25 protein-coding genes, 1 other RNA gene and 1 pseudogene are annotated in these 25,764 nt (G+C 69.6%); 19 read left to right on the forward strand and 8 right to left on the reverse strand.

Annotation, left to right across the window (positions count from 1 at the left end; all coding sequences use genetic code 11):
- From BVI061214_RS11945 to BVI061214_RS11980, 8 genes and pseudogenes are all read left to right on the forward strand, one after another.
- Positions 1-485 (forward strand): annotated as a pseudogene (locus BVI061214_RS11945) (hypothetical protein); the annotation flags it as partial.
- 11 nt (positions 486-496) lie between these two features.
- Entirely contained in the window at positions 497-2,359 is a 1,863-nt protein-coding gene (locus tag BVI061214_RS11950) for a hypothetical protein (protein WP_053768676.1), read from the forward strand.
- A 188-nt stretch (positions 2,360-2,547) separates the two neighbouring features.
- Entirely contained in the window at positions 2,548-4,008 is a 1,461-nt protein-coding gene (locus BVI061214_RS11955) for a S8 family serine peptidase (RefSeq protein WP_248841791.1), read from the forward strand.
- Positions 4,009-4,185: 177 nt separating this feature from the next.
- Entirely contained in the window at positions 4,186-4,995 is an 810-nt protein-coding gene (locus BVI061214_RS11960) for a tyrosine-type recombinase/integrase (protein WP_248841792.1), read from the forward strand.
- Between the two features lie 39 nt (positions 4,996-5,034).
- A complete protein-coding gene (locus BVI061214_RS11965; RefSeq protein ID WP_053768677.1) occupies positions 5,035-5,946 on the forward strand; it encodes a WD40/YVTN/BNR-like repeat-containing protein in 912 nt (303 codons plus the stop codon).
- A gap of 306 nt (positions 5,947-6,252) precedes the next feature.
- Positions 6,253-7,224, forward strand: coding sequence for an AAA family ATPase (locus BVI061214_RS11970; RefSeq protein ID WP_053768678.1), 972 nt, complete (start codon positions 6,253-6,255; stop codon positions 7,222-7,224).
- On the forward strand, positions 7,221-8,111 hold the full coding sequence (locus BVI061214_RS11975) for a ParB/RepB/Spo0J family partition protein (RefSeq protein ID WP_053768679.1): 891 nt from the start codon (positions 7,221-7,223) through the stop codon (positions 8,109-8,111). The genes BVI061214_RS11970 and BVI061214_RS11975 overlap by 4 nt, the downstream gene beginning before the upstream one ends.
- Complete coding sequence (locus BVI061214_RS11980; RefSeq protein ID WP_053768680.1) at positions 8,108-11,425, forward strand: type ISP restriction/modification enzyme; 3,318 nt, start codon at positions 8,108-8,110, stop codon at positions 11,423-11,425. The genes BVI061214_RS11975 and BVI061214_RS11980 overlap by 4 nt, the downstream gene beginning before the upstream one ends.
- Positions 11,426-11,478: 53 nt before the next feature.
- On the opposite strand, the gene BVI061214_RS11985 is transcribed toward BVI061214_RS11980, so the two are convergent.
- The 5 genes from BVI061214_RS11985 to BVI061214_RS12005 are packed head-to-tail and all read right to left on the reverse strand — an operon-like array spanning position 11,479 to position 16,485.
- Positions 11,479-12,126, reverse strand: a complete 648-nt coding sequence (locus BVI061214_RS11985; RefSeq protein WP_211256794.1) for a hypothetical protein — start codon at positions 12,124-12,126, stop codon at positions 11,479-11,481.
- A 4-nt stretch (positions 12,127-12,130) separates the two neighbouring features.
- Entirely contained in the window at positions 12,131-13,078 is a 948-nt protein-coding gene (locus BVI061214_RS11990) for a helix-turn-helix domain-containing protein (RefSeq protein ID WP_248841798.1), read from the reverse strand.
- A 50-nt stretch (positions 13,079-13,128) separates the two neighbouring features.
- Positions 13,129-13,773 carry a helix-turn-helix domain-containing protein gene (locus BVI061214_RS14080; RefSeq protein WP_053768681.1) on the reverse strand — a complete coding sequence of 215 codons (645 nt, stop codon included), beginning with the start codon at positions 13,771-13,773 and terminating at the stop codon, positions 13,129-13,131.
- Positions 13,774-13,798: 25 nt separating this feature from the next.
- Complete coding sequence (locus tag BVI061214_RS12000) at positions 13,799-14,182, reverse strand: hypothetical protein (protein ID WP_053768682.1); 384 nt, start codon at positions 14,180-14,182, stop codon at positions 13,799-13,801.
- Positions 14,173-16,485, reverse strand: coding sequence for an ATP-binding protein (locus BVI061214_RS12005; protein WP_156303324.1), 2,313 nt, complete (start codon positions 16,483-16,485; stop codon positions 14,173-14,175). The genes BVI061214_RS12000 and BVI061214_RS12005 overlap by 10 nt, the downstream gene beginning before the upstream one ends.
- A gap of 38 nt (positions 16,486-16,523) precedes the next feature.
- Here BVI061214_RS12005 and ssrA point away from each other — a divergent pair.
- The 8 genes from ssrA to BVI061214_RS12040 all read left to right on the forward strand — a co-directional run bounded on the left by ssrA (position 16,524) and on the right by BVI061214_RS12040 (position 21,117).
- Positions 16,524-16,810: a transfer-messenger RNA gene (gene ssrA, locus BVI061214_RS12695) on the forward strand.
- 95 nt (positions 16,811-16,905) lie between these two features.
- The gene (locus tag BVI061214_RS12010; protein ID WP_156303325.1) at positions 16,906-17,268 is read left to right on the forward strand and encodes a hypothetical protein; all 363 of its coding nucleotides are present in this window, start codon (positions 16,906-16,908) and stop codon (positions 17,266-17,268) included.
- Between the two features lie 28 nt (positions 17,269-17,296).
- A complete protein-coding gene (locus tag BVI061214_RS12015) occupies positions 17,297-18,223 on the forward strand; it encodes a toprim domain-containing protein (protein WP_053768685.1) in 927 nt (308 codons plus the stop codon).
- A gap of 10 nt (positions 18,224-18,233) precedes the next feature.
- On the forward strand, positions 18,234-19,151 hold the full coding sequence (locus BVI061214_RS12020) for a hypothetical protein (RefSeq protein WP_082333179.1): 918 nt from the start codon (positions 18,234-18,236) through the stop codon (positions 19,149-19,151).
- A 47-nt stretch (positions 19,152-19,198) separates the two neighbouring features.
- Positions 19,199-20,065 carry a hypothetical protein gene (locus BVI061214_RS12025; RefSeq protein ID WP_053768687.1) on the forward strand — a complete coding sequence of 289 codons (867 nt, stop codon included), beginning with the start codon at positions 19,199-19,201 and terminating at the stop codon, positions 20,063-20,065.
- The gene (locus BVI061214_RS12030) at positions 20,062-20,547 is read left to right on the forward strand and encodes a hypothetical protein (RefSeq protein WP_082333175.1); all 486 of its coding nucleotides are present in this window, start codon (positions 20,062-20,064) and stop codon (positions 20,545-20,547) included. Before BVI061214_RS12025 ends, BVI061214_RS12030 begins: the two co-directional genes overlap by 4 nt.
- Complete coding sequence (locus BVI061214_RS12035; RefSeq protein WP_082333176.1) at positions 20,538-20,762, forward strand: hypothetical protein; 225 nt, start codon at positions 20,538-20,540, stop codon at positions 20,760-20,762. The genes BVI061214_RS12030 and BVI061214_RS12035 overlap by 10 nt, the downstream gene beginning before the upstream one ends.
- Before the next feature lie 10 nt (positions 20,763-20,772).
- Positions 20,773-21,117: a hypothetical protein gene (locus BVI061214_RS12040; RefSeq protein WP_053768688.1), complete on the forward strand. Its 345-nt coding sequence runs from the start codon at positions 20,773-20,775 to the stop codon at positions 21,115-21,117.
- Position 21,118: 1 nt separating this feature from the next.
- Here BVI061214_RS12040 and BVI061214_RS12045 read toward each other — a convergent pair whose 3' ends face one another.
- The 3 genes from BVI061214_RS12045 to BVI061214_RS12055 are packed head-to-tail and all read right to left on the reverse strand — an operon-like array spanning position 21,119 to position 23,734.
- Entirely contained in the window at positions 21,119-21,565 is a 447-nt protein-coding gene (locus tag BVI061214_RS12045; protein ID WP_053768689.1) for a hypothetical protein, read from the reverse strand.
- A gap of 10 nt (positions 21,566-21,575) precedes the next feature.
- Positions 21,576-22,076, reverse strand: a complete 501-nt coding sequence (locus tag BVI061214_RS12050; RefSeq protein ID WP_053768690.1) for a hypothetical protein — start codon at positions 22,074-22,076, stop codon at positions 21,576-21,578.
- A gap of 8 nt (positions 22,077-22,084) precedes the next feature.
- Positions 22,085-23,734: a hypothetical protein gene (locus tag BVI061214_RS12055; protein ID WP_053768691.1), complete on the reverse strand. Its 1,650-nt coding sequence runs from the start codon at positions 23,732-23,734 to the stop codon at positions 22,085-22,087.
- Positions 23,735-23,908: 174 nt separating this feature from the next.
- Between BVI061214_RS12055 and BVI061214_RS12060 the strand changes: the two genes are divergently transcribed.
- Genes BVI061214_RS12060 through BVI061214_RS12070 form a run of 3 tightly spaced genes read left to right on the forward strand, consistent with a single transcriptional unit; the run spans position 23,909 to position 25,722 of the window.
- Positions 23,909-24,304 carry a TrbC/VirB2 family protein gene (locus tag BVI061214_RS12060; protein ID WP_082333177.1) on the forward strand — a complete coding sequence of 132 codons (396 nt, stop codon included), beginning with the start codon at positions 23,909-23,911 and terminating at the stop codon, positions 24,302-24,304.
- 10 nt (positions 24,305-24,314) lie between these two features.
- Positions 24,315-24,632: a hypothetical protein gene (locus BVI061214_RS12065; protein ID WP_053768692.1), complete on the forward strand. Its 318-nt coding sequence runs from the start codon at positions 24,315-24,317 to the stop codon at positions 24,630-24,632.
- On the forward strand, positions 24,610-25,722 hold the full coding sequence (locus BVI061214_RS12070; protein ID WP_248841793.1) for a TraC family protein: 1,113 nt from the start codon (positions 24,610-24,612) through the stop codon (positions 25,720-25,722). The genes BVI061214_RS12065 and BVI061214_RS12070 overlap by 23 nt, the downstream gene beginning before the upstream one ends.
- The last annotated feature ends 42 nt before the right edge of the window (positions 25,723-25,764 follow it).

A 25,764-nucleotide genomic window follows, 5' to 3' on the forward strand; every position in this document is an offset into this window, starting at 1 on the left:
AGGCCTACAACTGCAGCTATTCCGGCAGGTCGGGGCTCACGAACATCTACACCTGCAGCTACCGCGACCTTCAGGGGCGCTACCGGGGTAGCGGCTCCATAGGGGCCTGGTGGGTTGTGCGCCGGGTTACGGGCACCGTCTACCCCCTGGTGGCCCGCACCCGGACCGTGGGGTACACCTACAGCGCCTACATCCGGGGTTGGACCGAGGGGTGGCGGGCCGCCAGCGACAACGTCCGCCCCGTGCAGGCGGGGGGTGTGGTCTACGCCGAGGGCCGGGGGTACCGGGTGCCGGGCCTCGAGGGGTATCTGCAGCCGGGGAGCGGCGTCTTGGAGGTGGCCTTCGGGAACCCCGCGGTCTCCTACCTGACCCGGCGGCTGGACCCTTCGGCCAACCCCTACGAGCCCCTAAAGGGCCAGGGGGTTCAGGAGGCCGGGGTGGGGCCCAAGCCCCTCCTCAACTGGTGCGTGGCGAAGGGGCTTTAGGGAGGTGGGACGTGAACGCCAAGGGTCTTCCGCTAGCTGTGCTCCTCCTTCTCTCCGGGGCCTTGGGGGCCGAGCCCCGGTACGAGGACTGGACCAAGTACCTCCTCTCGGCCCCCGACTACCGCCTGGAGCAGATCTTGAAGGGGAAGTGGCCCTACCTGGAGGTCCTGAGGAAGGACCGCCTCCAGGACTACCAGAAGGGGCCTTGCGATCCCCAGAAGGACCCCCAGGGGTGCCGGGGGCGGATGCCTTGGGCCGAGGCCCAGGCCCACGAGTTCTACCTGCCCCTCTCCAGCCTGGAGGCCACCCGGGAGGTGGCCCGGGACCTGAGGCGGGCCTGGCAGCGGTTTGAGGAGCGGTACTACTGGCGGGTCATCACCGAGCTCAACAACCCCGCCTTCTGGTTCGCCTACTGCTGGGCGGGCATCCGGGGCCCGGAGCTTGCCCCGCCCCTTCCCGACTTCCGGCTCCAAGTCCCCTCGGAAGGGGTAGACCCCGCCTTCCTGGAGGCCGCCACCCGCCAGGGGCCTTTGGACATGGGCCGGTGGGCTTCGGCGGGGCTCCACAGCCTGGACCGCTACCTCCCCGTGCCCCAGGTGGACCCGCGGGAGTTTTGCGACGGCCTGGGGTTGCAGATCCTCCCCCTCATGTACATCCCGGGCTTCAAGGTGCTCCTCCAGGGGCACGAGGTCTTCCGCACCCCCGGGTATCCCTCGCGGCCGCTTTGGTTCAACTGGGACGAGGCCAACGCCCGGGTGGAGCGGGCCATGCGGAAGGCCCTCACGGAGTACTACCTGGACTACCAGAAGGAGGTGGCCCGGATCCTCCTCACCCCTAGGCCCAGCACCCCCCAGGAAGCCCTGAACCTCCTGGGGGGAGACTTCCGGAGCCTAGGGGCGCCCAAGGTCTACCTCCCCGTGCCCTGGCAGGGGCACCTCCTGGGCGGGGGGAGCGTGGTGGCCCCGGTCTACACGGAGCTCGTCCCCACCGACCCCACCGCCCTCTGGAACGGGGTGCAGAGCCTCTGGAACGCCTACAAGGGCCTCATCGACCGGGCGGGGAGCGAGGTGGAGAAGGCCTACCTCTACGTCCACTTCTACCGGGCGGCCAGGACCCTCTTCCAGTCCAAGGCCTTCTACGGCCTCCCGGGGATGGACGCGGTCAAGGAGAACCTGGTGAAGCTGGTGGAGGCGCCCTTGCGGAGCCTCACCCAGAGCCTCCCGGTCCTCCGGGGGTGCGCGGGGAGCCTGGACCAGGTGGCCTCGTGCGCCGCCCTGGCCCTCAAGAAGGTGGACCTGGCGGTGAAGGGGGTGGGGAACCTGCAGGAGCTCCTGGGAGGAGGTACGCAGGCCGAGCCCATCAAGGCCGACCGGGAATCCCCCGGCCTCTGGAAGTTCGAGGAGGCCAAGCGCTGGCTTCCCCCCTCTTCCCTGCCCGTCTACGAGGCCTTCGGGTACGCGGGCTTCTTCCAGGCCCAGAACATCCTGGAGGCCACCACGGTCCCCGACATCCGCAACGTGGACCTCTCCTCGGTCAACCTGGGCAACTGGATCAGCTGGGCCTGGAACCAACTCTCCCGCCTGGTGGTGTACTGGCACGTGCCCATCACCATCGACGCCCGGGTGGAGTACTGCCCCCCGTGCGTCCTCGCCTACCCCTCCCTGCCCCTCGAGGGGCCCGTCCAGCCCCTGGCCATATCCCCCTACGTCCTCCCCTTCGCCCTGGAGCGGACGCATTGGCGCTGGATCTCCGTGCCCGAGGGGTACGAGGTGCCCGGGGTGCGGGGCACGCCCTACAAGCCCCTGGGGGACCTCTCCGCCCTGACGAGCCTGGTGGACCTTTCCGCCTTCTACCGGATTCTGCTTGGGAGGTGAAGCGTGAAGAAGGCCGTTGTAGTCCTGGTGTTGGCCCTGGCCCCGGCCCTGGCCCAGATGGACTGGCTCGCGGGCCTGGACTGGGGCGGGATAAGCAGCAACCTGCAGCAGGTGGGCCAGGTCATGAGCTGCAACCCCGGGAGCCTGGCCCAGCTGGACTTCAGCCAGCCCAGCCTGGTCTACGGGGGGTGCCCGAGGGGCTTTCCCCGCAGGCCTGGGGCGGGAGGTGGTACCGGGCCCCAGGCGGGGGCCTCTTCCCCGACCGGCCCCTTCGGGCCCAGGGCCAGGGGGAGCCCCTCTTCCCCCGGCAGTGGGGCCTGGCCCTCGCCGGCTTCCCCGAGGCCTGGGCCCGGGGCCGAGGGGAGGGCGTGGTGGTGGCGGTGGTGGACACCGGGGTCCTCCCCGGCCACCCCGACCTCGAGGGCGTCCTCCTTCCGGGGTTGGACCTGGTGGACGGGGACACCGACCCCACGGAGCCCGTGGTGAGCCCCCTCCAGACCTTCCACGGAAGCCACGTCTCGGGAATCCTGGCGGCGGCCTGGAACGGGGTGGGGATGGCGGGGGCCTCCCAGGCCCAAGTCCTCCCCATCCGCCTCCTCACCCCCGAGGGGACGGGGCGGGAGAGCGACCTGATCCTCGCCCTCCGGTGGGCGGCGGGGATCCCCGTGCCGGGCCTTCCCCCAAACCCCCACCCGGCCCAGGTGGTGAACCTCTCCTTAAGCGGGGAAGGCCCCTGTTCCCCCGCTTTGCAAGAGGCCCTGGACGAGGTGAGGGCCCGGGGCGTCCTGGTGGTGGCGGCGGCGGGGAACTACGGGCGGGACTTCCGGGACTACTTCCCCGGGAACTGCCGGGGGGTCCTCACCGTGGGGGCGGTGGGCCCTGAGGGGAGGCTCGCCTCCTACTCCAACCGCTCCGCCCCCCTCCTCGCCCCCGGGGGGGACGGGGCTTCCGGGGTCCTGGGCCCCACCCTGGGGGGACACCGCCTCCTCCAGGGGACGAGCCAGGCGGCCCCCCACGTCTCGGGGGCCCTGGCCCTCCTTCGCTCCCGGGGGGCGGCCTCCCCTGAGGCCCTGGAGGGGGCGCTCCTCGCGGGGAGCAGGTCCACGCCGGAGGGGAGGCTTTTAGACGCCTTCGCCGCCCTGAAGGCCCTGGAGGGGGGCGGGGTGGCCTTCCGGGTGGAGGGCCGCCTGGCCCTGAAGCCCGGGGAGGAGGGGAGCCTGGCCGTGGAGGTCCTAAGCCCCTACCCGGTCCCCGTGCGGGTGGCGGCGGAAGGGGGGCTTGCCGCCTACCTCGCCCCGAACCCCGCCCAGGGCACGGCCCACCTCCGGGTGCGGGCGCCCACGGGGACGGCCCCCGGGGCCTACCGGGTGCGCCTGGAAGGGGGCGGGGCCTGGGCCACGGCGGAGGTCCAGGTGGAGGCCCTTCCCGCCCGGGTGGTCCTCTCCGCCTGTTCCGGGGAGGGGTCTTGCCGGAGCCTCGTCCTGCCCCCGGACGGGGGGCCTTTCCGGCTTGAGGGCCTCTCCCCCGGAACCTACCGCCTCCTCGCCTTCCTGGACCGGGACGGGGACGGGCTCTTGGACCGGGACGAGCCCTGGACGGAGGCCCAGGTGAGCGCCCCGGCCCGGGGGGTACGGCTCCTGGTGCGGTAGGCCGGCCCTTCCTCCCCGTTCTTAGCTACACGCCGGGGGTTTTGAGGGAGGGTTTGTAGCTAAGACACCATCCCCCTTCACCTTTGCCCCCTCCCCCACCCCGGCCCTCAACCCTTGGCGATCCAGGAGGAGGGGACGAGAGCGTTGGGAAGGGGAAAAACTCTGTGGGGAAAGCGAGTGGGGGGAATCTTAGTGGACCGCATGGCCGTGGAGGCCTTCCTCTTCTTCCTCCAGAGGGAGGGAAGGAGGTGGCCCAGGCTGGAGCCCGGGGACCTCAAGGCCTTCCTCCGGGAGCTCCTCACCAAGGGCAACCCCCTCGCCCCTTCCCCCAGGCCCTACCAGGAGCGGAGCCTCATCCGGGTGGTGGCCGCCCTCCGCCTCTTCGCCCGCTTCCTGGACTGGGCCGGGGTGGGCTGGCCCCAGGGCCTGGAGTGGCCCGACCGCCCCGGGGAGCCCGCCCGGGTTGACCTCGCCCTCCCCGAGGCGGACTACGAGCGCCTCCTCCGGGCCATCCCCACCTTCCCCGTGGCCCACCACCGCCCCTTCCTCCAGGCCCTCATCCCCTTCCTGGGGGAGACGGGCCTGGACTACCGGGAGACCGTTGGCCTCTGGCGGCAGGACTACCGGGGGGAGAGCCTCCTGGTGCGGGGGCGGAGGGCCCGGGAGGTGCCCCTCTCCCCCGAGGCCCGGGAGGCCCTGGAGGCGTGGCTTCCCCTCCGGGACTACCTGGCCAGCCTCCACCCCATCCCCTACCCCCACCTTTTCCTCAGGACCTCGGAGGGGCCGGAGCGGGGCAAGCCTTGGAGCCTGGGGGCCCTCGTCCCCCTGGTCCGGGCCCTCTTCAAGCACGCGGGCCTGGACCACGTCAGGAACAAGCCCCTCGCCCTCCGCTACCGGGCGGTGCGGCGGCTCATCGCGAGGGGCTACCCCAAGGAGAAGGTGGCCTACTTCGTGGGCATCAAGAGGGTGGCCCAGGGGTGGGAGTGAGGGTTGTAAGCTGGACTCTATGCCGCTACCATAAAGAGCATGAAGAGGTTAAAGATTCTCCTATTGGTGGTCACCGTGGCCCTTTCGGCCTGCAACGGCTCCATCCCGGGGATAAGCGGTCCGTGGCGAGCCCTCGAGCCGTTCACCTCCGTGAGCCTTTTCGGCGTGGCCCACGGCCCCCAGGGGTTTGTGGCCGTGGGATGGACAGGCTTTGAAGGGCGCATCTTCGTCTCCCCTGACGGCTCCACCTGGCGTCAGGTGAACTACCAGGTGAGCAGCCAACTTTACGAGATCACCTACGCCAACGGCCTCTACGTGGCCGTAGGCCAAGACAACACCGTCCTCCTCTCCCCCGATGGCCAGGCTTGGCAGATGGTCTACAGGGGTGGGGTAGGCTACCTCAACGACGTGGCCTTTGGCGGGGGACGCTTCGTGGCCACGGGGGCCTTCGGCTACGTGCTGGTCTCCCGGGACGGCACGGGGCAGGCCTGGGACTTGGTAGACGTGCCCGATGGTTGGGAGCTCCACGGCATCGCCTACGGTAATGGCGTCTTCGCCATAACCAACGACCGCGGCGACATCTTCGTCTCCCAAGACGGGAGGAGCTGGGAGAGGGTCCTCCAGGGGAACTTCCGCAGGCTGAGCAAACTGGCCTTCACCGGGGAGCGGTTTGTGGCCGTGGGGCAGGGGGGCCGGATCCTCCTCTCCCAGGACGGGCGCACCTGGGTGGAGGCCCCCGCCAATGCCTCCATAGACTTAACTGCCGTAGCCTACGGAGAAGGGCGCTTTGTGGCGGTGGGCTCGGGAAACGCCGCCCTCACGTCCACCGACGGGCGCAGCTGGACTCCTGAGAACCTGGGCAGCTACTACACCCTCCGAGACGTGGTCTTTGGCAACGGCCGCTTCGTGGCGGTGGGGGACTCTGGGGCGCTCCTGGTCCGGCAGCGGTAGCGGTCCTACCGGGGCGAGAGAGCGTTGGCTTCGCGAGGCTAAGGACCAACCCTGGAGATGAGGACAGGGGAAGCTGCCTTCCGGCCAGGCGGCGGGTTCCCCTCGAGGCCCTTCTAGGCCACCTGGGGGCGGTCCGGCTGCCTTAAAGGACGGGCAGGTGGAGGGCCGCCAGGCGGGCTTTCCTCCCTTGGCCTGCAGGTAGGAGGGCCAGGGCAAAGAGGCCGAAGGCACCGAGGCCCCTCCTCGGGGCCCCACCCCAGCCCCCGAAGGCTTGGCATATGCCAAATCTTGGCTTAGGATGGTCCTATGGAAGAAGGACCCCATCTGGTGCCGGTTTCGGAGATGGCCGAAAGGCTGGGGATCACCCGGGAACGGGTCCGGCAGATGATCCTCGAGGGGAAGCTGGAGGCGGTGCGCCTCGGGCGGTACTGGTACGTGCGCCAGGGGGGAAAAACCCGCCTTCGCCAGGCGTATACCCTTTTCACCCACGCGGGCGGGGCCGGGAAGACCTCTCTGGCCCGGGACTTGGGCTACGAGCTGGCCCGTAGGGGATTCCGGGTCCTGCTGATAGACACAGACCCGCAGGCCAACCTGACCTCCTGGCTAGGGGTGAGGGAAGTCCAACCCCAGGAAACCCTCCTCCACCTGGTGGAAACGGGGCAACTGCCACCGCCCCGCTCCCTCAAAGACTGGAACCTGGATCTGATCCCCGCCAGTTTAGACCTGGCCAGGGTGGAGGTCCGCCTCATGCAACGCCCCCTCGCTACCCTCCTGTTGCGCACGGCCTTACGGAAGGAGGAGCGGTACGACTTCGTGCTCATAGACTCCCTTCCCTCCTTGGGGCATCTGGCGGCTCTAGGGGCCATGGCCGGCGACGGCCTCTTGGTCCCCGTGGAAACCAGCGTCAAAGGGGTAGAAGCCCTGGTAGGGGTGATGGAAGCCGCCCAGGAGTACCGGGAAGCGTTGGAGCAGGTAGCCCCCGAGGCCCCAAAGACCTTCGTAAGGCTCTTCATCCCCACCAAGTACGATGCCCGGACCTCCGGGGACAACCGAGTCCTGGAGAGGATAGCCAGCCTTAGGGAACTGGCGCCTGTAGCCTCTCCTATCGCCTACCGCCCGGGCCCCCACCGCAAAGCCACAGAACAGGCGGTGCCCATCCAACTGGTAGGGGATCGGCAGGCTCGGGAAGAGGTGGAGAGGTTGGCGGAGGAGTTCCTGCAGAATGTGGTAGCCAAGGACCTCTCTCGTAAACCCCAGGAGACGGGGGTGGGCCAGTGAGCAGGCTAGACGAAGTCTTGGGAACGGCCCTGCTAAAAGGAAAAAGGGCCCAGGGGGCAGGCAGGGAAGTTGTAACGGTACCCCTCGAGGCGCTCCTCCCCTCCCCCCAGCCCCGCAGGCGCTTTGAGAACCTCGAGCCCCTCGCCCAGTCCATCCGGGAGAAGGGGGTCCTCCAGCCCCTCCTGGTGCGGCCCCTGGGGGACGGGCGGTACGCCATCGTGGCCGGGGAAAGGCGCTACCGGGCGGCGAAGATGGCGGGGCTCGCCGAAGTCCCGGTCCGGGTCCTGGACCTTTCGGAAAAGGAAGCCCGCCTCCTCGCCCTGGTGGAGAACCTCCAGCGGGAGGACCTGAACCCCTACGAGGAGACCCTGGGGGTGCTGGAGCTCCTATCGGAAGAGTTGGGGAAGACGAGGGAGGAGGTGGTGGGGCTCCTCCGGCGGATGCGGAAGGAGAAAAGGGGGGAGGCGGGCCATAACGTTATGGCCTCCCCCGAGGCCCAGAGAGTGGAGGAGGTCTTCCGCGCCCTGGGCAGGATGACCTGGGAGTCCTTCGTGCAGAACCGCCTCCCCCTCCTAGGGCTTCCCGAGGACCTGAGGGCGGCCCTGGAGGAGGGCACCCTCCCCTACACCGCCGCCCTGGAGCTCAAAAAGGTGAAGAACCTCGAGGCCCGGGCCCGGCTCCTGGAGGAGGCCAAGGGGGGCCTCTCCCTGAGGGAGCTCAGGGCCAGGGTGCGGGAGGTCATGGCGAAGGAGAAGACCCCTCCTCCCTGGCACAAGGAGGTGGCGGCGAGGCTTGCCCGGCTGGACCCCGAAAGCCTCCCTCCGGAGAAGCGGCGGGCGGTGGAGGAGAAGATCAGAGAGCTCCTGGCCCTCTTGGAGAAGCGATGACGGGAGACACTTGGGTCCTCAGTATAAGGAAATACCTAAGCGAGCTTCGCCGGGTTCAGGCCCTAGCCCAGGGCGAGGCCGAGCCCGAGGCCCAGCTCATCCCGTTGGTGAAGGGGCTTTTGGAGGAAACCCTGGGGGTGCGGGTGGTCATAGAGGCCCGTCCCAAAGGGGATACCAAAGTGGGCAAGCCGGACCTAGGGGTGAAGCACCAGGGGCTCCTGGTGGGCTTCGTGGAGCTCAAGGCTCCGGGCAAGGGGGCCGACCCCGAAAGGTACAGGGGCCACGACCGGGAGCAGTGGGAGAGGTTCCGCCAGCTACCCAATCTGGTCTACACGGACGGGCGGGACTTCGCCCTCTTCCGCGAGGGGGAGAAGGTCCGAGAGGTGCGGCTAGCCTCGGAGGGCGACGCCGAAGCTCTGCGGGAGCTCTTCCTGGACTTCCTCAACTGGAGGCCCCTGGTCCCTAGGAACCCCCAGGAGCTGGCCCGCTTCCTCGCCCCCCTGGCCCGCTTCCTGCGGGAGGCGGTGCTGGAGGAGGTGAGGGAGAACCCAAACGGAGAACTGGCGCGTCTTCGCGAAGAGTGGCGCAAAAACCTCCTGCCCGAGGGGGATGAGAGGGTCTTCGCCGACGCCTACGCCCAGCTCATCACCTACGGCTTCCTCCTGGCCGCGGCCCTGGACAGCGGGGAGGAGCCCCTCTACCTGGAGCGGGCCCTGGAGCTCCTGGAGGGGCGGTACGGCCTCCTCATGGAGGCCCTCTTCGTGGCCAACCACCCCCGGCTCCTGGCGGAGATCCGCCCTGCCTACGACCTCCTGCGGCGGGCCCTCCGGGCGGTGGATCCCTCGGTTTTCCGCGTCCAAGGCGTTGACCCCTGGCTCTACTTCTACGAGGACTTCCTGCAGGCGTACGACCCCGATCTCCGCAAGGACATGGGGGTCTACTACACCCCGGTGCCCGTGGTCAGGGCCATGGTGCGCTTGGTGGACGAGGCGCTGAAAGAGGGCTTCGGCCTGGCGGAGGGCCTGGCCCACGAGAAGGTCACCGTCCTGGACCCCGCCATGGGCACGGGGACCTTTCTCCTCGCCACCTTGGAACGGGCGCTCGCAAACATGGCTTCCCTCTACGGGAGGGGCTACCGGGGACAGTACGCGAAAGAAGTGGCCTCCCGCCTCCACGGCATAGAGCTCATGGTGGGCCCCTACGCCGTGGCCCAGCTCCGCCTCTCCCAGGCGATCCAAGGGGAAGGGGGCTCCCTCCCCGAGGAAGGCCTCAACCTCTACCTGGCCGACACCCTGGAGGCCCCGGAGGCCCCCCCTCTAGAGCAGGTCTTCTTCTACGAGCGCCTGGCGGAGGAGCGCAAAAGGGCTGCGGAACTCAAGCGGGACAAGCCCATCCTGGTGGTCCTGGGCAATCCCCCCTACGATCGGGTAGAAGGGGAAAGCCAGGAGGAGCGCGAGAGGAAGGGGGGTTGGGTCCTGAGGGGGCCCCGGGAACCCTACCCCCTCATGGAGGACTTCCTCCGGCCGGCCAGGGAGGCGGACCTGGGAATACACCTCAAGAACCTCTACAACCTCTACGTCTACTTCTGGCGCTTCGCCCTGTGGAAGGTCTTTGAGCAGGACCCAGAACGTGGTGGAGTCCTGTGCTTCATCACCCCCAGCTCCTACCTCCAGGGTCCGGCCTTCGCCGGGATGCGGGAACACGTCCGCCGGGTAGCGGACCGGGTCTACATCCTGGACCTGGGGGGAGAGGGCAGGGGAGCGGTGAGGGAGGAGAACGTCTTCAACATCCAGACCCCCGTGGCCATCGCCCTGGTGGTGCGGCGCGGCCCCCAGGACTCCCAAACCCCGGCCCGGGTCTTCTACCACCGCCTGGCGCCCACTACTCGGGAGGAGAAGCTGAAGGAGCTGGAGGAGCTTCCCCCCCTCAAGGACATCCCCTTCCGGGAAGCCCCCAGGGACTGGCAAGCCCCCTTCGTCCCCGAGGTGGGCGGGGAGTGGACCAGGTGGCCCAAGCTCACGGACCTCTTCCCCTGGCAGCACTCGGGGGTAGAGTTCAAGCGCACCTGGCCCATCGGGCCCACCGAAGAGGTCCTGAAAAAGCGTTGGGAGATCCTCCTGAAAGCCCCCCCCGGAGAAAGGCGTGCGCTCTTTCGGGAAACAGGAGACCGCCTATTAGTAAAGAGTCATCGGGCCATCTTTAGTTCCAAGCCCTTGCCCCCCATCGCCACCCTTGGTCCTGGGAACCCGCCCGAGGCCATCGTGCGCTACGGCTACCGGAGCTTTGACCGCGCCTGGGCCATCGCGGACGGGAGGGTGTGTAGCCGTCCTCGCCCCTCCTTGTGGCAGACCTGGAGCGAGAGGCAGGTCTACCTCACCTCCCTCCTCACCACCCCTCTAGGAAGAGGACCTGCCCTGGTGGCCACGGCCTACCTTCCTGACTTGCACCACTTCAGTTCCCGTGGAGGCAAGGACATCATCCCCCTCTTCCGCGACCGGGAGGGCCGGGAGCCCAACCTGACACGGGGCCTCCTGAAGCTCCTGGAAGAGGCCTACGGCTTTCCCGTCTCCCCCGAGGACTTCGCCGCCTACGTCTACGCCCTCCTGGCCCACCCCGCCTACACGGAACGCTTCGCGGAAGAGCTCAGGGTACCTGGGCCCAGGGTCCCGCTCACCAAGGACCCCAGCCTCTTCAGGGAGGGCGCGGAGCTGGGGGCCTACCTCCTCTGGCTCCACACCTACGGGGAACGGTACGCCGAGGGGCGGAGCTGGCCCCCCAAGGGCAGGGCCCGCTGGGCCAAACCCCCCTCCGCCTACCCCGAGGGGCACAGCTACGACCCCGAAACGAGAATCCTTCACGTGGGAGACGGGGAGGTAGAGGACGTAGCCCCAGAGGTCTACGGGTTTGAGGTCTCCGGCTTCCTTCCAGTAGAGAGCTGGCTGGGGTTCCGCCAGAGGAACAGGAGGGGGCGGAGGAGTAGCCCTTTGGATGATGTCGTCCCTTCGGAATGGCCCGCAGACTTAGGCCGGGAGCTTCTGGAACTCCTCTGGGTCTTGGAGAAGACCCTGGAGATCTACCCTGAGCAGAAGGAGCTTCTGCAAAAGGTTCTGGAGGGCCCCCTCTTTACCGTGGATGAACTTCCGACCCCGACTCCTGAACAGCGGGAACCGCCTGGGGGAGAAGAGGAGAAACCCCAGGAAGCTGAAGCGGTTGGAGAGGAGGAGGGAGAGAACGGCGCGGAGCACGTGGTCCAGCCCAGGCTCCTCTCCCTCAGAGAAGCGAGTAGGGACGGAGTCTACGGGAACCAACCGTGAGCCCCCTCCACGACCCCGAGGCCAGGAAGGAGCTTTCGGACGACCTCGCCTGGCTATGGGAAGAGGTGCGCATGGCCCTGGTGGCCCTGGGCAAGGCCCGGGAGGCCATGGAGGTCCTGGCGGTTCATCTGGGGTGTAGGGGCCCCAGAGAAGAGGAAGACCGCCTCCTGGGGGTCCTTCTCCAGGTAGACCGCGCTCCCCACGGGGGGCAGGGCCTCCAGGAGGGAGAGGGGGGCCAGCAGGGTCAGGGTGAAGGGGGCCCGGAGCTTGCCCCCGGGGTTGGGGCGGACCTCCACCTGGAGCCGGCCCTCCTCCAGGTCCACGGCGGCCAGGCGGCCCCGGACGAAGAAGAAGAAGGGGCGCCCCCAGCACCGATCCTGGGGAACGGTACGCAGGAAGTCCTGCTTGCCTCCCAAGAGACCCTTCCCGTTGGTCCGGGGAGCGTGTTGCGCCAGGAGGGGCTGTCCTAGAAGGCGGGCGCCCAGCCTTTTGGGCAGGGCGAAGACCACCCCCTTGGGGGCCTCGGGCACCTCCAGGTAGTAGAGGGTGCGCACCCCCCCCTCCCGAGTCCTCACCTCCCGCACCCGCACGCGGCCCTCCGTGAACAGGGTGGCCACGTAAGCGGTCTCCTTGGAGAGAGGCTCCTTGCCCTCTGGGGTTTGGGTGGGGTCCTGAGGGGCCACCGAGCTCACCCTTTCCACCCCCTCACCCTACCACACGGGCCGCCAGGACGAGCTCCCTGTCCACCAGGTGGGCCACCCCGTCCACCTCCACGAAGGCCTTGGCCCCACCTCCGGTCCAGCCGGCGAAGTACCCCCTCCGGCCGTCGGGCAGGTGGAGGAGGGCCCCGTCCGGGATCCCGTCCCGGGTTCCCCCAGGCGGGGGCGGAGGGGCGGGGGTCCGGGCCTCCAGGTCCACCATCACCGCCTCCAGGTAGCGGGCGGGGTAGCGCACCCCTCCCTGGGCCACCCCCCTCAGGGTGAGGGCCAGGGCCTGGAGGAAGACCTCCCCCTTGGGCAGGGCCTCCCGCTCCAGGCGGGCCAGGTAGGCGGCCCAGAGGGCCTCGGAGGGGAAGCCGGGCCGGAAGGCCTTGTAGAACTCCCTCCAGAGCCCCGCCCCCTTGAGGGCCCCCTGCAGGGGCTTTGTGCCCGCCTTCACGAGCGGCGGGGAAGAGTTGGAGAGAGCCAAAGGCCCGTTCACCGAAGAGGGGGCGGCCGGGACGTCTTCGCCACCAAGGTCCGCCTCGGGGGAACCCTCTTCTTCTTGAGAGGGTTGGGCCGCCTCTTCCTCCGAGGCCTCTTCCTCCTCCTCCTCGGCCCGGGCGGGCGGATGTGGATGAGGAAGATCTTTTTCTTCCTTTACTTCTTCCTTTATTTCGGGCTCCTGGAAATCGCCCTCTGGAAGGCCATTTTCCCCACCTCCACCCTGCAAGGCGTGCAGGGGGGCGTGCAAGGCTTGCAAGGCAGGGTGCCCCCCTTGCGGGAGCCCCCCCGCCAGGCGGTAGCGCCCGAGGGAGTCCACCTCCACCAGCCCCGCCTCCCAGAGGTCCATGAGGGCCTTGCGGGCCGTGCGGGGGTCCACGCCCAGGAGGGCGGCCAGCTCCTTCTCGTCGGCGCTCTTCACCCGGAGCCGGGCCCGGGAGGCCAGGGCCAAGAGGACCAGGCGGGCGATGGGGGAGAGGGTCCCCGATTGGCAACATCTGGCTACTCCCAGGTGAGCCAGGCCCGCACCAGGCCCACCACCTCGGGCCTCTCCCCTTCGAGCCAGAGGGTGGGGAGGGAGGGGTCCAGGGGGTAGAGGGCGAGGCGGCCTCCCCGCAGGGCCTCGTCGGTGGCGAAGCCCATCCCCTCCCCGTGGCGGACCACGTAGACCCCTCCGGGCCGCACCAGAGGCCTGAGCTCCGCCATCACGTGCGCCTTCCGGGTGAGGGGGAAGGGGACGTCCAGGGTGGTGAACCACCGGCCGGGGAGGGTGAGGTAGGCCAGCCTGCCCACCTCCGCCCCGGGGGGCACCTGCTCGGGGGTGATGGCGAAGCGCTCCACGTCCTCCCGGGCCAGGTCCTCGGGGGCCCGGTAGACGGGGAGGAGGAGGGGCTTGGCCAGCTCGCCCCCCGGCAGGTCCTCGTCCAGGAGGGCGTTCAGGGGGAGGCCCAGGGCCCTGGCCAGGCCCACCACGTGCTGGGCGGAGAGGCTCCTGAGGTCCACGGCCCCCCGCTCGATCTTGGCCATGAGGCTGGTGGAGAAGCCCGCCAGACGGGCGAGGCCTTCTTGGGTGAGGCCCAGCGCCTTGCGGCGCTCCACCAGGCGGGCCACGCGGGGGGGTAGGGGGTTGCGTGGGGTCCTAGGCATGGTACTCCGATATTACGCTATTGCCTCAGAGAAGGGCGCTTCGGGCCGTGGTGTCTGCCAGACGGTGGTGCTTCCTTTGGGCGCGCCTTCGCCTGCGCTTGCCGCCGATGAACCGGCACTCCAAGGCTTTTGCCTCCATAAGGGACTTCAGGCGGTTTAGATGCGGCGTCTCCGAGGGCCTGGCCTGCACCCTACCCCTGAGGAGGGCCCAGACCCTTCCCGAATCGGTATGGAGCCAACCCCCCTCAGGCGCCAGTTGGGCGGCGATGGCGAGCCCGACTAGCTCAGCCTCGTTGGAGTCCGCCGCCTCGATAACGCCCGAGTAGATAAGGCCCACCCCCGCTTGCACCACCGCAAGAGCGGCGCGTCCATCGGCGAAGGAAATGTCCACGTAGAGCCTCACTGCCACGCCACGCCCTCCTTCAGGACCTCGAGGGCCGCCCCGTGCCCCAGCGCGTCCAGGTACTCGGGGTCCTCGGGGTCCAAGAGGTGCGCTCCAGGGATGGGCTTTCCCCTTCGCGCCCATTCCAGGGCCACCGCTTTCGCCTGGGCCAGCAAGCGTGCCCGCCAAGAGGCGTAGATGGGCTCATCGCCTGGGAGGAGGGACGGGAGGTCCAGGGGAAGCAGGTGGGGGATGGAGCGAGCGGCCTCCAGGGAGAGGGCTAGGTCCAAGCGGCATCCCTCCAGGACGTACCGCCGGCCGTAGGTGCGCACCGGGGCGTTCTTCGAGCGCAGGCGGTGGAGAGCGGTGTGGACGGCGTGGGCCCGCCCTTCGTCCCCGTAGACCCTTTCCGCCAGCTCACCGGGCGTGGCCGGCCCTTCCAAGAGGCCCAGGAGGACCAGGGTCTCCACCTCCGTGAGCCGGATGGGCTCGTGGCCAGGGAGGTAGAGAGCCCTATCCCTTAGGGATAGGACGGGGCCACTCCACGGGGAGAGGCGGAGGAGGCGCAGGCTTGGAGCCACCTTGGCCCTGGCCTCCTCCGGCACGGGCCGCCCCAGGACCACCGAGGCCAGAAGGCCGTTCTCGCGAGGTTCTCTGGCGGCTTCCTCCAGGAGCGGCCTGGCCAGGTCCGGTCTCCCACTAAAGAGGTGCCAAAGGGCCGTGTGGAACTTGGGGGGTTCAAAGCCCACCTCTTGCGCGCGGGCCTCGAGGGCATCCAGTAGGGCTTTGGCTTCGGTCAGGAGCCCCTGGGCCAGGCGCACCTCCACGAGCAGTTCCATGGCGAACCGCCATACATCCCAAAGGGGCCACAGAAGGGCTTCCTCTATGCCCCGCTCCAGCTCATCCACGGCGCTCTGGAGTTGGTCCAGGAAGGCGAAGACGTGGGCCCGCTCCACGTGGGCGTAGGGCAGGACGAACCGGGTACCCCGGTGCCCCTCGGCCAGGACCCGTTCTGAGGCGGCGAGAACCTCTTCGGCGGAACCCTCTTCGCGGAAGAGGGCCCAGACCATGGCCTGCAAGAACGCCACGGCCCGGTGGGGGTACCCGGCCTGCAGGGAAAGCTCCAACCCCTCCCTGGCCAAGGTGTAGTTGGGGCTGATGTAGAGCTGGAAAGAGCGCACCGCCAGATGCTGCGCGGGGAAGGGGGCGCTTTCGGAGAGGAGGGCCGCCACCTCGTCGTCCACCTTTTCCCCGAGGGCGTGCCGGGCTGCCAGCGCCACCCGGGTGGCCAGGATCCTCTCCAGGGGGCAGGTGGCCTGGGCTATGGCCTGGGTGGCCAGGTCTTTGGCCTGGGTTGCCTTTTCCGAGCGGAAGGCGTGCAGGGCCCGCGTCACCAGGGACAGGCTGTCCCCACCCGCCAGCCGGAGGGCCTTCGCCGACTCCCCCCGCTCCAGATAGGCCAGGGCCAGGAGGCCCCTCAGGGGCCCCAGGCTTTCCTCAGGGAGGGGGGCGAGCCAGGCCACCACCTCCGGCCACCGGCTTTCTTCCAGCCAGGCCTTGGCCCGGGGCAGGGCCAGGCGGACCACCTCCTCCGGACGTTGGACGAGGGCGTACAGGCGGGCGGCTTGCTCCGGGTGGAGGTCCTCAATGGCCCGGGCGTTTTGCAGGAGAACGGATTCGTCCGCCCGGGCCAGGAGGGCCTCCTTGAGGACGTCGTGGGGCCAGCAGGTGCCGCCCTTAGCCCTCTGGATGGGAAGGCCATGGACGGCCACGAGGTGATGGTAGGAGAGGCCCCTGGCCTCCAGGTCCTTAGGCCGCCAGAAAGGGAGGCCCGCCAGGGATACCAGGGCCTCCCGCTCCCCAGGGGGCATGGCGGCGAGCCGCCGCTCCACCTCTTCCTCCAAGGGGCGGGGCGCGAATCCCGTGCGGGCCAGGAGCTCTTCCGGACCCCACACCTCCGCCTCCCCCGAGGCCACGAGGCGGGGCAGAAGGCGGAAGGGGAGGAGGTCCCGCCCCGCCAGGTACAGGCGCGCCCCGGGGTGTTGGAGGAGGCCCAAGAGGAAGTCCGCCCCCTCGGGCGTGAGGTGGTGGACATCGTCCACCCGGAGGTGGAACTCGGAGCCGGGCAGCCCGTCCAGGAGCGCCCGCATCAGCTTGGCGGGAGGACCGGGCGGGGGAGTCTGGCCCAAGAGGGCGCGGTACACCAGCCTCAAGACCTCTTCCGGGGCGCCTTCCCCGGGCAGAAGCCCCACCCAGGCCCCGGGCAGGGTGGCCAAATAGGTGGTCTTTCCATACCCCGCCGGCGCCTCTATGGCAACAATCCGCGGCATTTGGTATCATGGTACTTGCCCTAGAGGGTCCTAGTCCCGGGGGTGAACGGTCTCGACGGGGGTCGCCGAAGGCAGGGTTGCGCGCCGAGGTGCGGGTGGCCTCGTAAAAACCCGCAAAGCCACAAAGGCCAACAAGCCTGCTTACCGTCTCGCGGCTTAATGACCGCGACGCCACGCCCCCTACCCCAGGCGAAGCGCAAGGGGGCTCGCCTCTGGCCGCCCGCCCCTAGGCCAAGCCAGGGGGACACCTGAAGGTGGGGCTACGCGCGTAGAGGCCCGCCGTAGGGACCTTCGGACGGGGGTTCAACTCCCCCCACCTCCACCAAAAAGGCGCCTTCGGGCGCCTTTCCGCTTTGGGGCCCCGAGCCCACATAAACCGCGTTGTGAGCCGTTGTGAGCCTGGCCCGGTACGGTGGGGCCATGGTGAAGGTAAGCGAGGCTACAAACGGCTACACGGCTTTTAGGCTTTCCCCTTCCTCGGAGAAGCTCGCCGTGGTGGTGAGCGCCCAGACCCTCAGGAGCCTGGTGCAGAGCGGCAGGGGGACCGTGATCCAGCCCCTCGAGGCCGCCGTGGTGCCCATGGCGGCCCTAGAGGATTACGCCAGGGAGGAGCTGGAGGCTTTTGAGGCCACCCACCTGGAGGAGATGCCCCCGTCCACCGTGCAGGCCGAGGTGCGCTTCGTCCACGACCCCGACGGGCCCATGATCTGGGTGGTCCTGCAGCGGGCCAGCGGGCTACCTGTACTCCTCGAGGCGGTCCTGGACCCGGAGATGGTGAGCTAGGGGGCCTAGCGGCCCCACGGGGAGGGGCGTGGACAGGCTAACCCAGGCCATAGAGGGCGTGGACCTCCCCGACCTGGTGGCCCGGCTTTGGCCAGAATCGGGGGCCAGGCCAGGAAGGCCAGGCCTCTACCGGGCCGCTTGGCGGGGGGACCGGAAGCCCTCCCTCTCCCTGTTCCGGGCCCGGGGGGTGTGGTTCTTCCGGGACCACGCCACCGGGCAAAGCGGCAACGCCTACCACCTCCTCAGGGCCGCGGGCCTCAGCAAGGAGGAGGCGGTGGCCATCCTCCTTGGCGAGAGGCCTCTGCCCGAGCTTCCCAGGCCTCCCAAGCGGGAGAGGCCCAGGGCCAGGCCCCCCGTGGACCTGGAGAAGGCGCTGGCCGAGGCCCAGGCCCGGCTCAGGGGGGAGAAGGCCCTGCCCAAGGTCCTGGAGGGGCGGGGGATCGCCTTCGAGGAGGCGGTGGACCTGGGGATGGGGCTCTCCCCGGAGGGAGACCTCCTCCTGCCCATCTACGACCCCGAGGGGCGGGTGGTGGCGGTCAAGGTGCGGCACCAAGAGCCCAGGGACGGGCAGCGCTACCGCTACCTCACCCGGGGCAGCGGCACCCCTCCCTGGTACGGGCCCGGCTTCGGCCACCGGAACGCCCTCCTCGTGGTGGAGGGGGAGCTCAACGCCGTGGCCCTGTACCTAGCCGTGGGGGACCTTCTGGACGTGGTGGGCGTGGCCGGGGTCAACGGCACCCTGCCTGAGCCAGACGGTAGGCCCACCTTCCTCCTCCTGGATGGGGACGAGGCGGGGCAGAAGGCGGCGGAGAGGTGGCAGGCCGCCCTGGGGGGGCACGTCCTGCCCCCCCTGGAGGGAGGGGACGCGTGCGATGTGGCCGCTCGGGCCGGGCGCGAGGCCCTCAGGAAGGAGGTCCTGGCCCGGGTGGCCCAAGCCCTTTTGGAGAGCGTATAGCATGATGGGTATGGAACGCGTCTATGTGGAGGTCCCGGGAGGCCGGGTCCTGGTCTCCGAGGCGGGGGTTTTCGCCATCGCCCAAGAGGCCCGCCAGGCGGAGGCCCTGGGGCGGGAGGTCTACGCCCGGCTCGGCCTCCCCGTGGTGCCCCTGGTGGTGAGCCCCAGGGAGGGCTACCGAGAGGGGGTCCTGCACGTGGCCGACCTCGAGGGCCACCTCCAGGGCCTGCCCCGGGTCCTCACCCCCGAGGAGGTCCAGGCCATCGCCCGCTTCCTGAGAGGGGAAGGGGAGAGGCCCCGGGCGCGGCTCAGGTACCCGGCGGAGCCCGGCGGGGAGGGAGGTTCCGTGGCCACGGCGGCGCAGGCCAGGCAGGTCTTAGCTACAAAGGAGGCCATTCCAGAGCCCCGTGTAGCTAAGACGGCCCCGCCCCGCCCTTCGCCCTTCCTCTTCCTCGCCTTCCCCCCCATCCTCTACGCCGCCTACACCGGGGGCCTGGTGGGACTGCCCGGCCTCATCTCCGCTTTGTGGTTCCTGATGGAGCAGGACCGGCTCCGTCGGGAAGGGGGGGATGAGGAAGGCTACGCCATCCACTTCAGCTTCGTCTTCCAGGGCCTGGCCCTTTCCGCCCTCCTGGGCGCCTTCGGCCCGGGGGCCCTCCACGGCCTGGGAAGCGGCCTGGCCTTCGCCCTCCTCCCCGCCCTCTACGGGGTCCTGGCCGCCTACCGGCCCCTCTTCGCCGGCGAGGCGGCCCGCCTCTACGCCCTGGTCTGGGGCGACGCCTTCCCCTGGCTGGTGCCCCTGGGACTGGTCCTCACCTTCCCGGCCTTCGCGGACGGGGTCCTGGAGGCCCTGAAGGCGCCCCTCCCCGTGGCCTTGGTGGGCTTGGCCGTCCTGGTCCTCTTCGGGAGGAGCCTGGACCGGAAATAGCAACAATGGGTTGTCCCCACAAGAACTTTGTGGCAACATAGAGGCGTATGAGGAAGACCCTGGTAGCGGCGGCGCTTTTGCTTTTGGGTGCGGTCCAGGCGCAGAGCCCCGTGGTCCTCAAGACCTATTACGCCGAGGACCTGACGAGAAGCCCGGGGCTCATTGAGGTCTCCCCCGGCTTCACCACCGTCCTGGACTTCTGGGACACCGTGGACGCGGCCTTCAGCGCCAAACGGGAGCTCCTCCGCATTGAGGGGGGCGGAAGCAGGCTCCTCCTCTCGGCGGGCCTCCTGGGCACCGCAGCGGGGCCCACCCCCGTCAAGACCGGGAGCACGGACCTGGTCGTGGAGGTGGCCGGCAGGACCCTCCTCTTCACCGTGCGCATCAGCCCGGGGGAGTACCCCAGGCGCTACCAGATCCTCCTCAAGCGGGAACGGGCGGCCACCTATGGGGTCTCTACCCCGGTCCAGGTCCAGCCGGCTCCCGCGCCGGCCCCCCAGCCCGCCCCCAAAGGCAGCGCGCCCCAGGCTAAGCCCACGCCCGCCCCGGCTCCTCAGCCCGAGCCCCGGGTAGCCTTCGTGACCACGGTGCAGGCCCCCTCCGACGCTTCGGGGAAGGTAACCATCTTCTTCAACCTGGAAAACCAGGGGGGCTACCCGGTGAGCTTCGCCCTCAACGACCTCCAGGTCCTGCAGGGGGGCAAGCCCCTGAAGGTGGAGGTGCGGCGGGACCCCCTGAAGGCGGTGTTGGGGCCCGGCGAGGGGCAGAGCGGGGTCATCGTGGTCTACGGGGCCAGGCCCGGGGAACTCCTCCTCAGGTGGCGGGGCGTGGAGCTAGGGCCCGGCCGGACCTTCGTCCTGGAGAGGACCCTGCTGGGCACGGCCCTGGAGATCCAGGTCTCCCCGGAGAGATGAGCCCGGAAGAGGTCCTGACCCTGCTGGCCCCCTGGCTGGAAGGCCCCTTCACCCTGGAGGAGGCCAGGGAGCGCTACGGCCCCCTGGTGGAGAAGGCCCTGAAGGCGCGGGCCCTGAAGCCCGTGCCCACCCGCTTTGGGGAGGTCCTGGTGCCTTCGGGCAAGGGGCGGAGGGCCCTGGGCCTGACCCGCTTCTACACCCCCCGCCCCAGCACCCTCGAGGACCTCATCGCCGTCCGGCGGGAGGTGGAGCGCCTCCAGGGCCAGGGTTACCGCCTGGTGGCCTTTGAGCGCAGGAGGCGGCCTCTGGCCCTGCTGGAGAAGGAGGGCGAGAAGGTGTTGGTGGTGGCCGCCGTGGGCGAGGGCAAGGTGGGAGGACGGGACCTGACGAGGCAGGTGGACCGGGTGGTGGTCCTGGTGCCCGAGCCTGGATGGGCTACGGGCCGGGGCCGCCAGGTGGAGGTGAGAGCCGTATGGACGTGACCGAGATCATGCGCACGGCCATTTGCGACCTTTACCCCCCCCGCCAGGTCATCCTGGCGGTGGCCACCTTTGGCGTGGCCCTGGGAGGCATCCTGATCGCCATCGGAGAGCGGGAGCGGGGCATCGAGTACCTGATCGCCACCTTTCTGGGGGCCGTCTTCGCTTACTACGCCAAGCCGCTCCTTTCCCTGGTGAACCTGGCCCCCGGGTGCTAGGAGGTGCGCGGTGAACGAGGTGCTGTGCGCCATGGCCCGGGTGGTGTGCCTGCTCACCCCTCCCGTGTACTTCGTCCTGGCCGCCGTGGCCCTGGCCGTGGTCCTCATGGGCTACCGGGTGATGAGGGGCGAGCTCCACCGGGTCAAGTGGTCCCTCGTCGCCCTCCTCCTCCTGGCGGGCTTCCTGGCCCCTATCCCCAACGGACAGGGGGGCTACACCGCCGCCTTCTATCCCTTCATCCGCGACCTCACCGGGGGCTACGGGCCCTGCACCTTCCGAGGTCCACCGCCCCCCTACACCCCCAGGCCCGACGAGCGGCCGGTTCGAGGGCTGAGTTGCCGCAGGGCCCCCTGATTCACCTGGGGGCGCCGTTCACCTGGGGTGCGGGGGCCCCAGAGCCGTTCATCTGGGGTGCAGGGGCCCCAGAGAGGAGCGCCCTCCCCTTTCGGGTGAGCCGGTAGGCGGTGCCCACCAGCCTGGGGTCGGGCACCGCCTTGAGTTCTTGCCGCTTTTGGTGGGGCTTCAGCTCCAGGCGCTCCACCCGGAGATAGCCCTCTCCCACAAGCCCCTTGAGGAGGCTCAAGGCGAGGTGCTTCTTGCCCTTCACCTTGGCGCTGACCTGGCCGGCGCGAACCGCCCTCTCCAGGCGCTTGAAGGCCGCGACGGCCCCTACCGTCTTCCCCGAGAGGGCTTCGTCCTTGCCCCCGAAGACCACCTCCAAGACCTTGCCCAGATCGAGCCCCTTCGCAACCGCGGCCCGAAAGCGCTGGGCATCCCGCTTGTCCTTCAACCTCTGGTCCATGGCTCCACCTTCAGTTCCACGGCGCCAGCACCACCTGGGCCGATGGGGGCAGGAGGCCCTCGAGGGTCCGGACCCTTTGGGGGATGGGGACCCCCCAGACCTGGGCCACAAAGCGGAGGGCGAAGGCCTCCCCCTTGGCCCGCACCCGGTTCCGGCTGTACCCCCCCGCGTCGTACTCCACGGCCACGGGGCCCCTGGGGGTGAGCCAGACCCCGTCCGGCTCGTCCACGGGGTGCACCTGTTTGAGGCTGACCCGCCAGACCTCTGGGTCCGGTGGGGCCCCCAAGCGGAGGCGCAGCTCCGCCATCCCCGCCAGGTGGCGCAGGGCGGCGAGGGGGAGGTGGCGCAGGCTTTCGTGCACATAGAAGCGCACAAGCTCAGGCTTGCGGTAGTAGGTGGAGCCCAAGTACCCCCGCACTTCCACGGCCTCCACGGGCCGGGGAAGGTTCCACCGCCTCACCTGCCCTTCCGTCCAGACCCTGTCCACGAGGAAAGGGTGGATGGCCGCCATACCGCCCCCTACTGCCCCAGGACCAAGACGGTGAGGGGGGTACCCTCGGCCACTTCCGCCACCCGCACCACGGCCCGGGTCCCCTGGGGAACGGCGAAGAGGTCCGCCGCCGCCGCGCCCAGGAAGAGCTCCAGAGGGGGAGTCTGGCCCTGCTGCACCACCGTGCCGCCCCCGGGCGTGGTGGTGATGGTGGTCTGCTGGCTCCTAGCCCGGACGTAGTCCGAGAGGCCCCGGAGGGAGCCCCGGACGAGGTCCGCCACCAAGGAGGGGGCCTCCTCCCGCACCTGGGCGGGAAGCCCCTGGGCCATGTCCACCCCCAGGGCCACCGCCCTCACGGGGAAGGCCCGGCCCGCCAGCACCACCTGGTCCAGGGCCAGGTCCACCCGCCGGGTAGGGGAGAGCTTGGCCTTGCCCAGGACGACGGCCCCGTCCTCGGTCTCCACGGCCACGGGCACCTCCTCCCCTTCGGGGACCACCAGCTTCACCGCCAGCCGGCCGGGGACGCGGGTCCCGGGCAGGTAGGGGCTTGCCTGGGGCGCGGTCTGTCCCTGAGGGGCCTGGAGCGTGGCCTGTCTCTGAGCGGCCTGAGGCGAGGGCTGCCCTTGAGGAACCTGGGCGGCCTGGCCCTGAGCCCCGGAGGGAGGGCCAAAGATGTCCGGCATGGCCTGGGCAAAGTAGTTGAGCTGGCCGCCCTGAGCCTGGGGTGGTGGGCTTGCAGGCGCGGGGGTAGCGGCGGGAGTGGGGGCGGCCTTATAGGCCACGAAGGAAGCCATGGGCGGCACCTGGCTGGCCTCCTTCTGCCCCTCGGCCCGGTAGGCGGTCATGGATGGGGCCTGGGCGGCCTGGGCCTGGATGGCGCCCCCCATGCTGGGCTGGGACTGGTTCTCGCCCTGGCCCTGGCCGACCTGACGGGCGTAGGCCTGCAGGGGCACCGCCTGGGGCGCGGCCTGGGCCCCTTGGCCGGCCACGTAGACCGCAAGGGGCGGCCCCGCCACCTCCTGAGGAGCCTGAGCCGCGTAGGCGCCGCTTGCGGCGTAGCCAGAGGTCTGGGGCGGGGGCGGCACCTCCCCTCCAGCCGCCGGGGTTGGGGGCGGGGGGATGGCCTCCTCCGTAGCCTGGGGGTTTGCGGGAGAGGCCGAGGAGGCGCCGCTTTGGGGCTCAGGGGCTCCAGAAGGGGAGCCTGGAGGCGTGGGCGGCTCCTGCCCAGGCGCTTCCGCCATGGGGGGCTGGACGCCCTGGGGGGCCGTGGCCTGAACGGTCTTCGCCTGGGTCGGCTGGGCCTGAGCCGGTTTGGCCTTGGGGCCGCCCAGGTTGCCCAGGCCCCACATGAGGACCGGGATGGCCATGAAGACCGTTACACCCCAGAGGATCTGCTTGGGCCTCGAGGGGACCCACTCCCCGGTGAGCTCGTCGTACCGGCGGAAGAGCCGGTTGGCCAGGTCCCGCAACAGGGCCCGCTTCTTAACCTCGGCCTTGACCTCCTCCTCCGGGGGCTTCACCTGCTCGAACTGGATGCCCTCCTCCAGGAGGGCGGCCACCTCGGGGTCCTGCACCCGAAGCTCCTCCAGGAGCTGGTAGAACTCGGGCTCATCGGGCTCAGGCACCCTGCGCTTCAGCCTCTCCTCTACCTGCTTGCGGACTTCCGGGTCCAGCCTCATGCCCCCATGTTGCCATAGATGGCTAGGTGTGTGCTATACTGGCAACCGCGTGATGCCGAAAGGGGGTGAGAGCGGGAAGGAGAGGCGCCACCGGGGATGAAGGCACCAAGGCACTCAGGCAAGCGAGAGACACGGCACTCAGGCAAGCGAGAGGTAACGCGAAGGAGGACAGCGATGCTGGAAAAGGTCAAGCCCATCTTCGCCAAGGTCAAGGCCTTTCTGGCCACGGAGCACGGCAAGTTCCTGGTAATGGGCCTTCTGGTGAGCGTCCTGCTCATGAGCGGGGTGGCCCACGCCTCCAACTCTGATCCCGCCAGCCAAGCGTTCGGCAACGTAGCCGCAGCCCTTTGCACCATCATCAAGTACCTCAAGGGCCCCATAGGGCTTGGGGTCATCGTCCTGATGTTCGCCATCGGTGGCATCAGCCTGGCCATCGGCGGGCGCAACGCCCTGCCCCTCATGATCGGGGCGGGGATTGGCGGCATCATCGTGGCCGCCGCCCCTTATTTCGCCAAGATGTTCATCAACCCCAGCGAGAGCCTTCCTCAGGCTTGTAACAACGTCCTCTAAGGAGGGAGAGATGCTCAGGCTTCGGGTGTGGCGGCTTTACCAGCCCCTGACGCTCCTGGGGCTAGAGATGTGGCAGCTCTTCGTGGGCATGGTGGCCATGGTCCTGGGGCTTCAGCTGGGGGGGATGCTGCCACACCCGGCTCTGGGCCTGGTCTTGGCCGGGGCTATGGGCTACGCCGCCATCAAGTTCTCCGACCGGCTCAAGCTCCTTTACCCCGGGGCGAGCCTCTGGCAGGAGATCACCTGGCTAACCCAGAAGGAGCGGTACCGGCCCGAGCGGGACGAGGACACCACGCCCCTGATCTATGACGAGCGCTTCCAGGACTAGCCTTTTCGGTAAGGCGCGGGAGGACTCCCTGACCGCGCTTTTGCCCTACTGGGAGATCCAGGACGGCCTCATGGTTCTGAACGACGGCCGAGTGGAGCTGGGGGTGGGCCTGGAGATGTCCCCCACCCTCTTCGTCCACACAGCCTATATGGAGGGCTTCGTGGGGGTGGTGAAGAGCCTCTTGCGCTCAGGGGTGCCCGAGGGTACCAGGGCCAGGCTCATCGTGGAGGTCTCCCCCGCCCACCCCTCCCGGGTGCAGCACTACGCCGCGGGGTGGGCCCCCTCTCACCCCACGGCCCGCTTCCTGCACGAGCGGCGGGCCGAGGCCTGGTGGTCCAGGTGGCAGCGGGAGGAGATCCTGGAGAAGCGGATCTACCTCACCGTGCTCTTCGGGAAGCGCCGGGGGAGGCGGCGCATCCCCTTCACCAAGGAGGAGTGGCAGGAGGTGGTGGCCGAGGCCAAGCGCATCCAGGAGCGCATCGTCCAGATCGCGTCCGCCTACCGCATCCGGGCCTTCCCCTTGGGGGACCAGGACATATTCGCCCTGGCCTACCGCTACCTGAACCCCGCCCTGGCCCTCTCGGAAGTTCCCGAGTACCGCCAGACCTGGCAGCGCTACCCCAGGGAGGCCATCCGGCGCATAGAGTCCCTGAGGCCCCCCACGCTGAGAGCCCAGCTCCTCAAGGGGGAGGTGGACAACAGCTACCGGGACGCCCTCTACGTGGGGGGCATGTGGGCCGGCATCCTCTCCATGTACACGGTGCCGGACGAGACCTACGCCGAGATGGGGGACGTGCTGGCCTTGGCGGGGGGGAGCCGCTTCTACCTGGTCATGGACTTCCTCCACGAGCCCCACGAGCTGGCCCTCAGGGCCCTCAAGGCCAGGGCCAGGCGGTACTACTCCGCCAGCCAGTCGGGCACCTACGTGGACCCCAACGTGCGGGTGGGCCAGGTGGAGACGGAGGGGGCCATCACCCACATCTCCCAGACGGGGGTCCCTCATAGCACCTGGGTCTGGGGCCATGGCCGTCTTCAAGTCCTTGGGCCCCCCGGTACGCCTCCCTCCCCCGGGAGGGGCACCGGGTCCTGAGGGAGATCCTCCAGGAGGCCCTCCGCCGCCTGGAGCGGGCCC

The sequence above is a fragment of the Thermus aquaticus genome (assembly GCF_001280255.1).
Classification (GTDB): Bacteria; Deinococcota; Deinococci; order Deinococcales; family Thermaceae; genus Thermus; species Thermus aquaticus.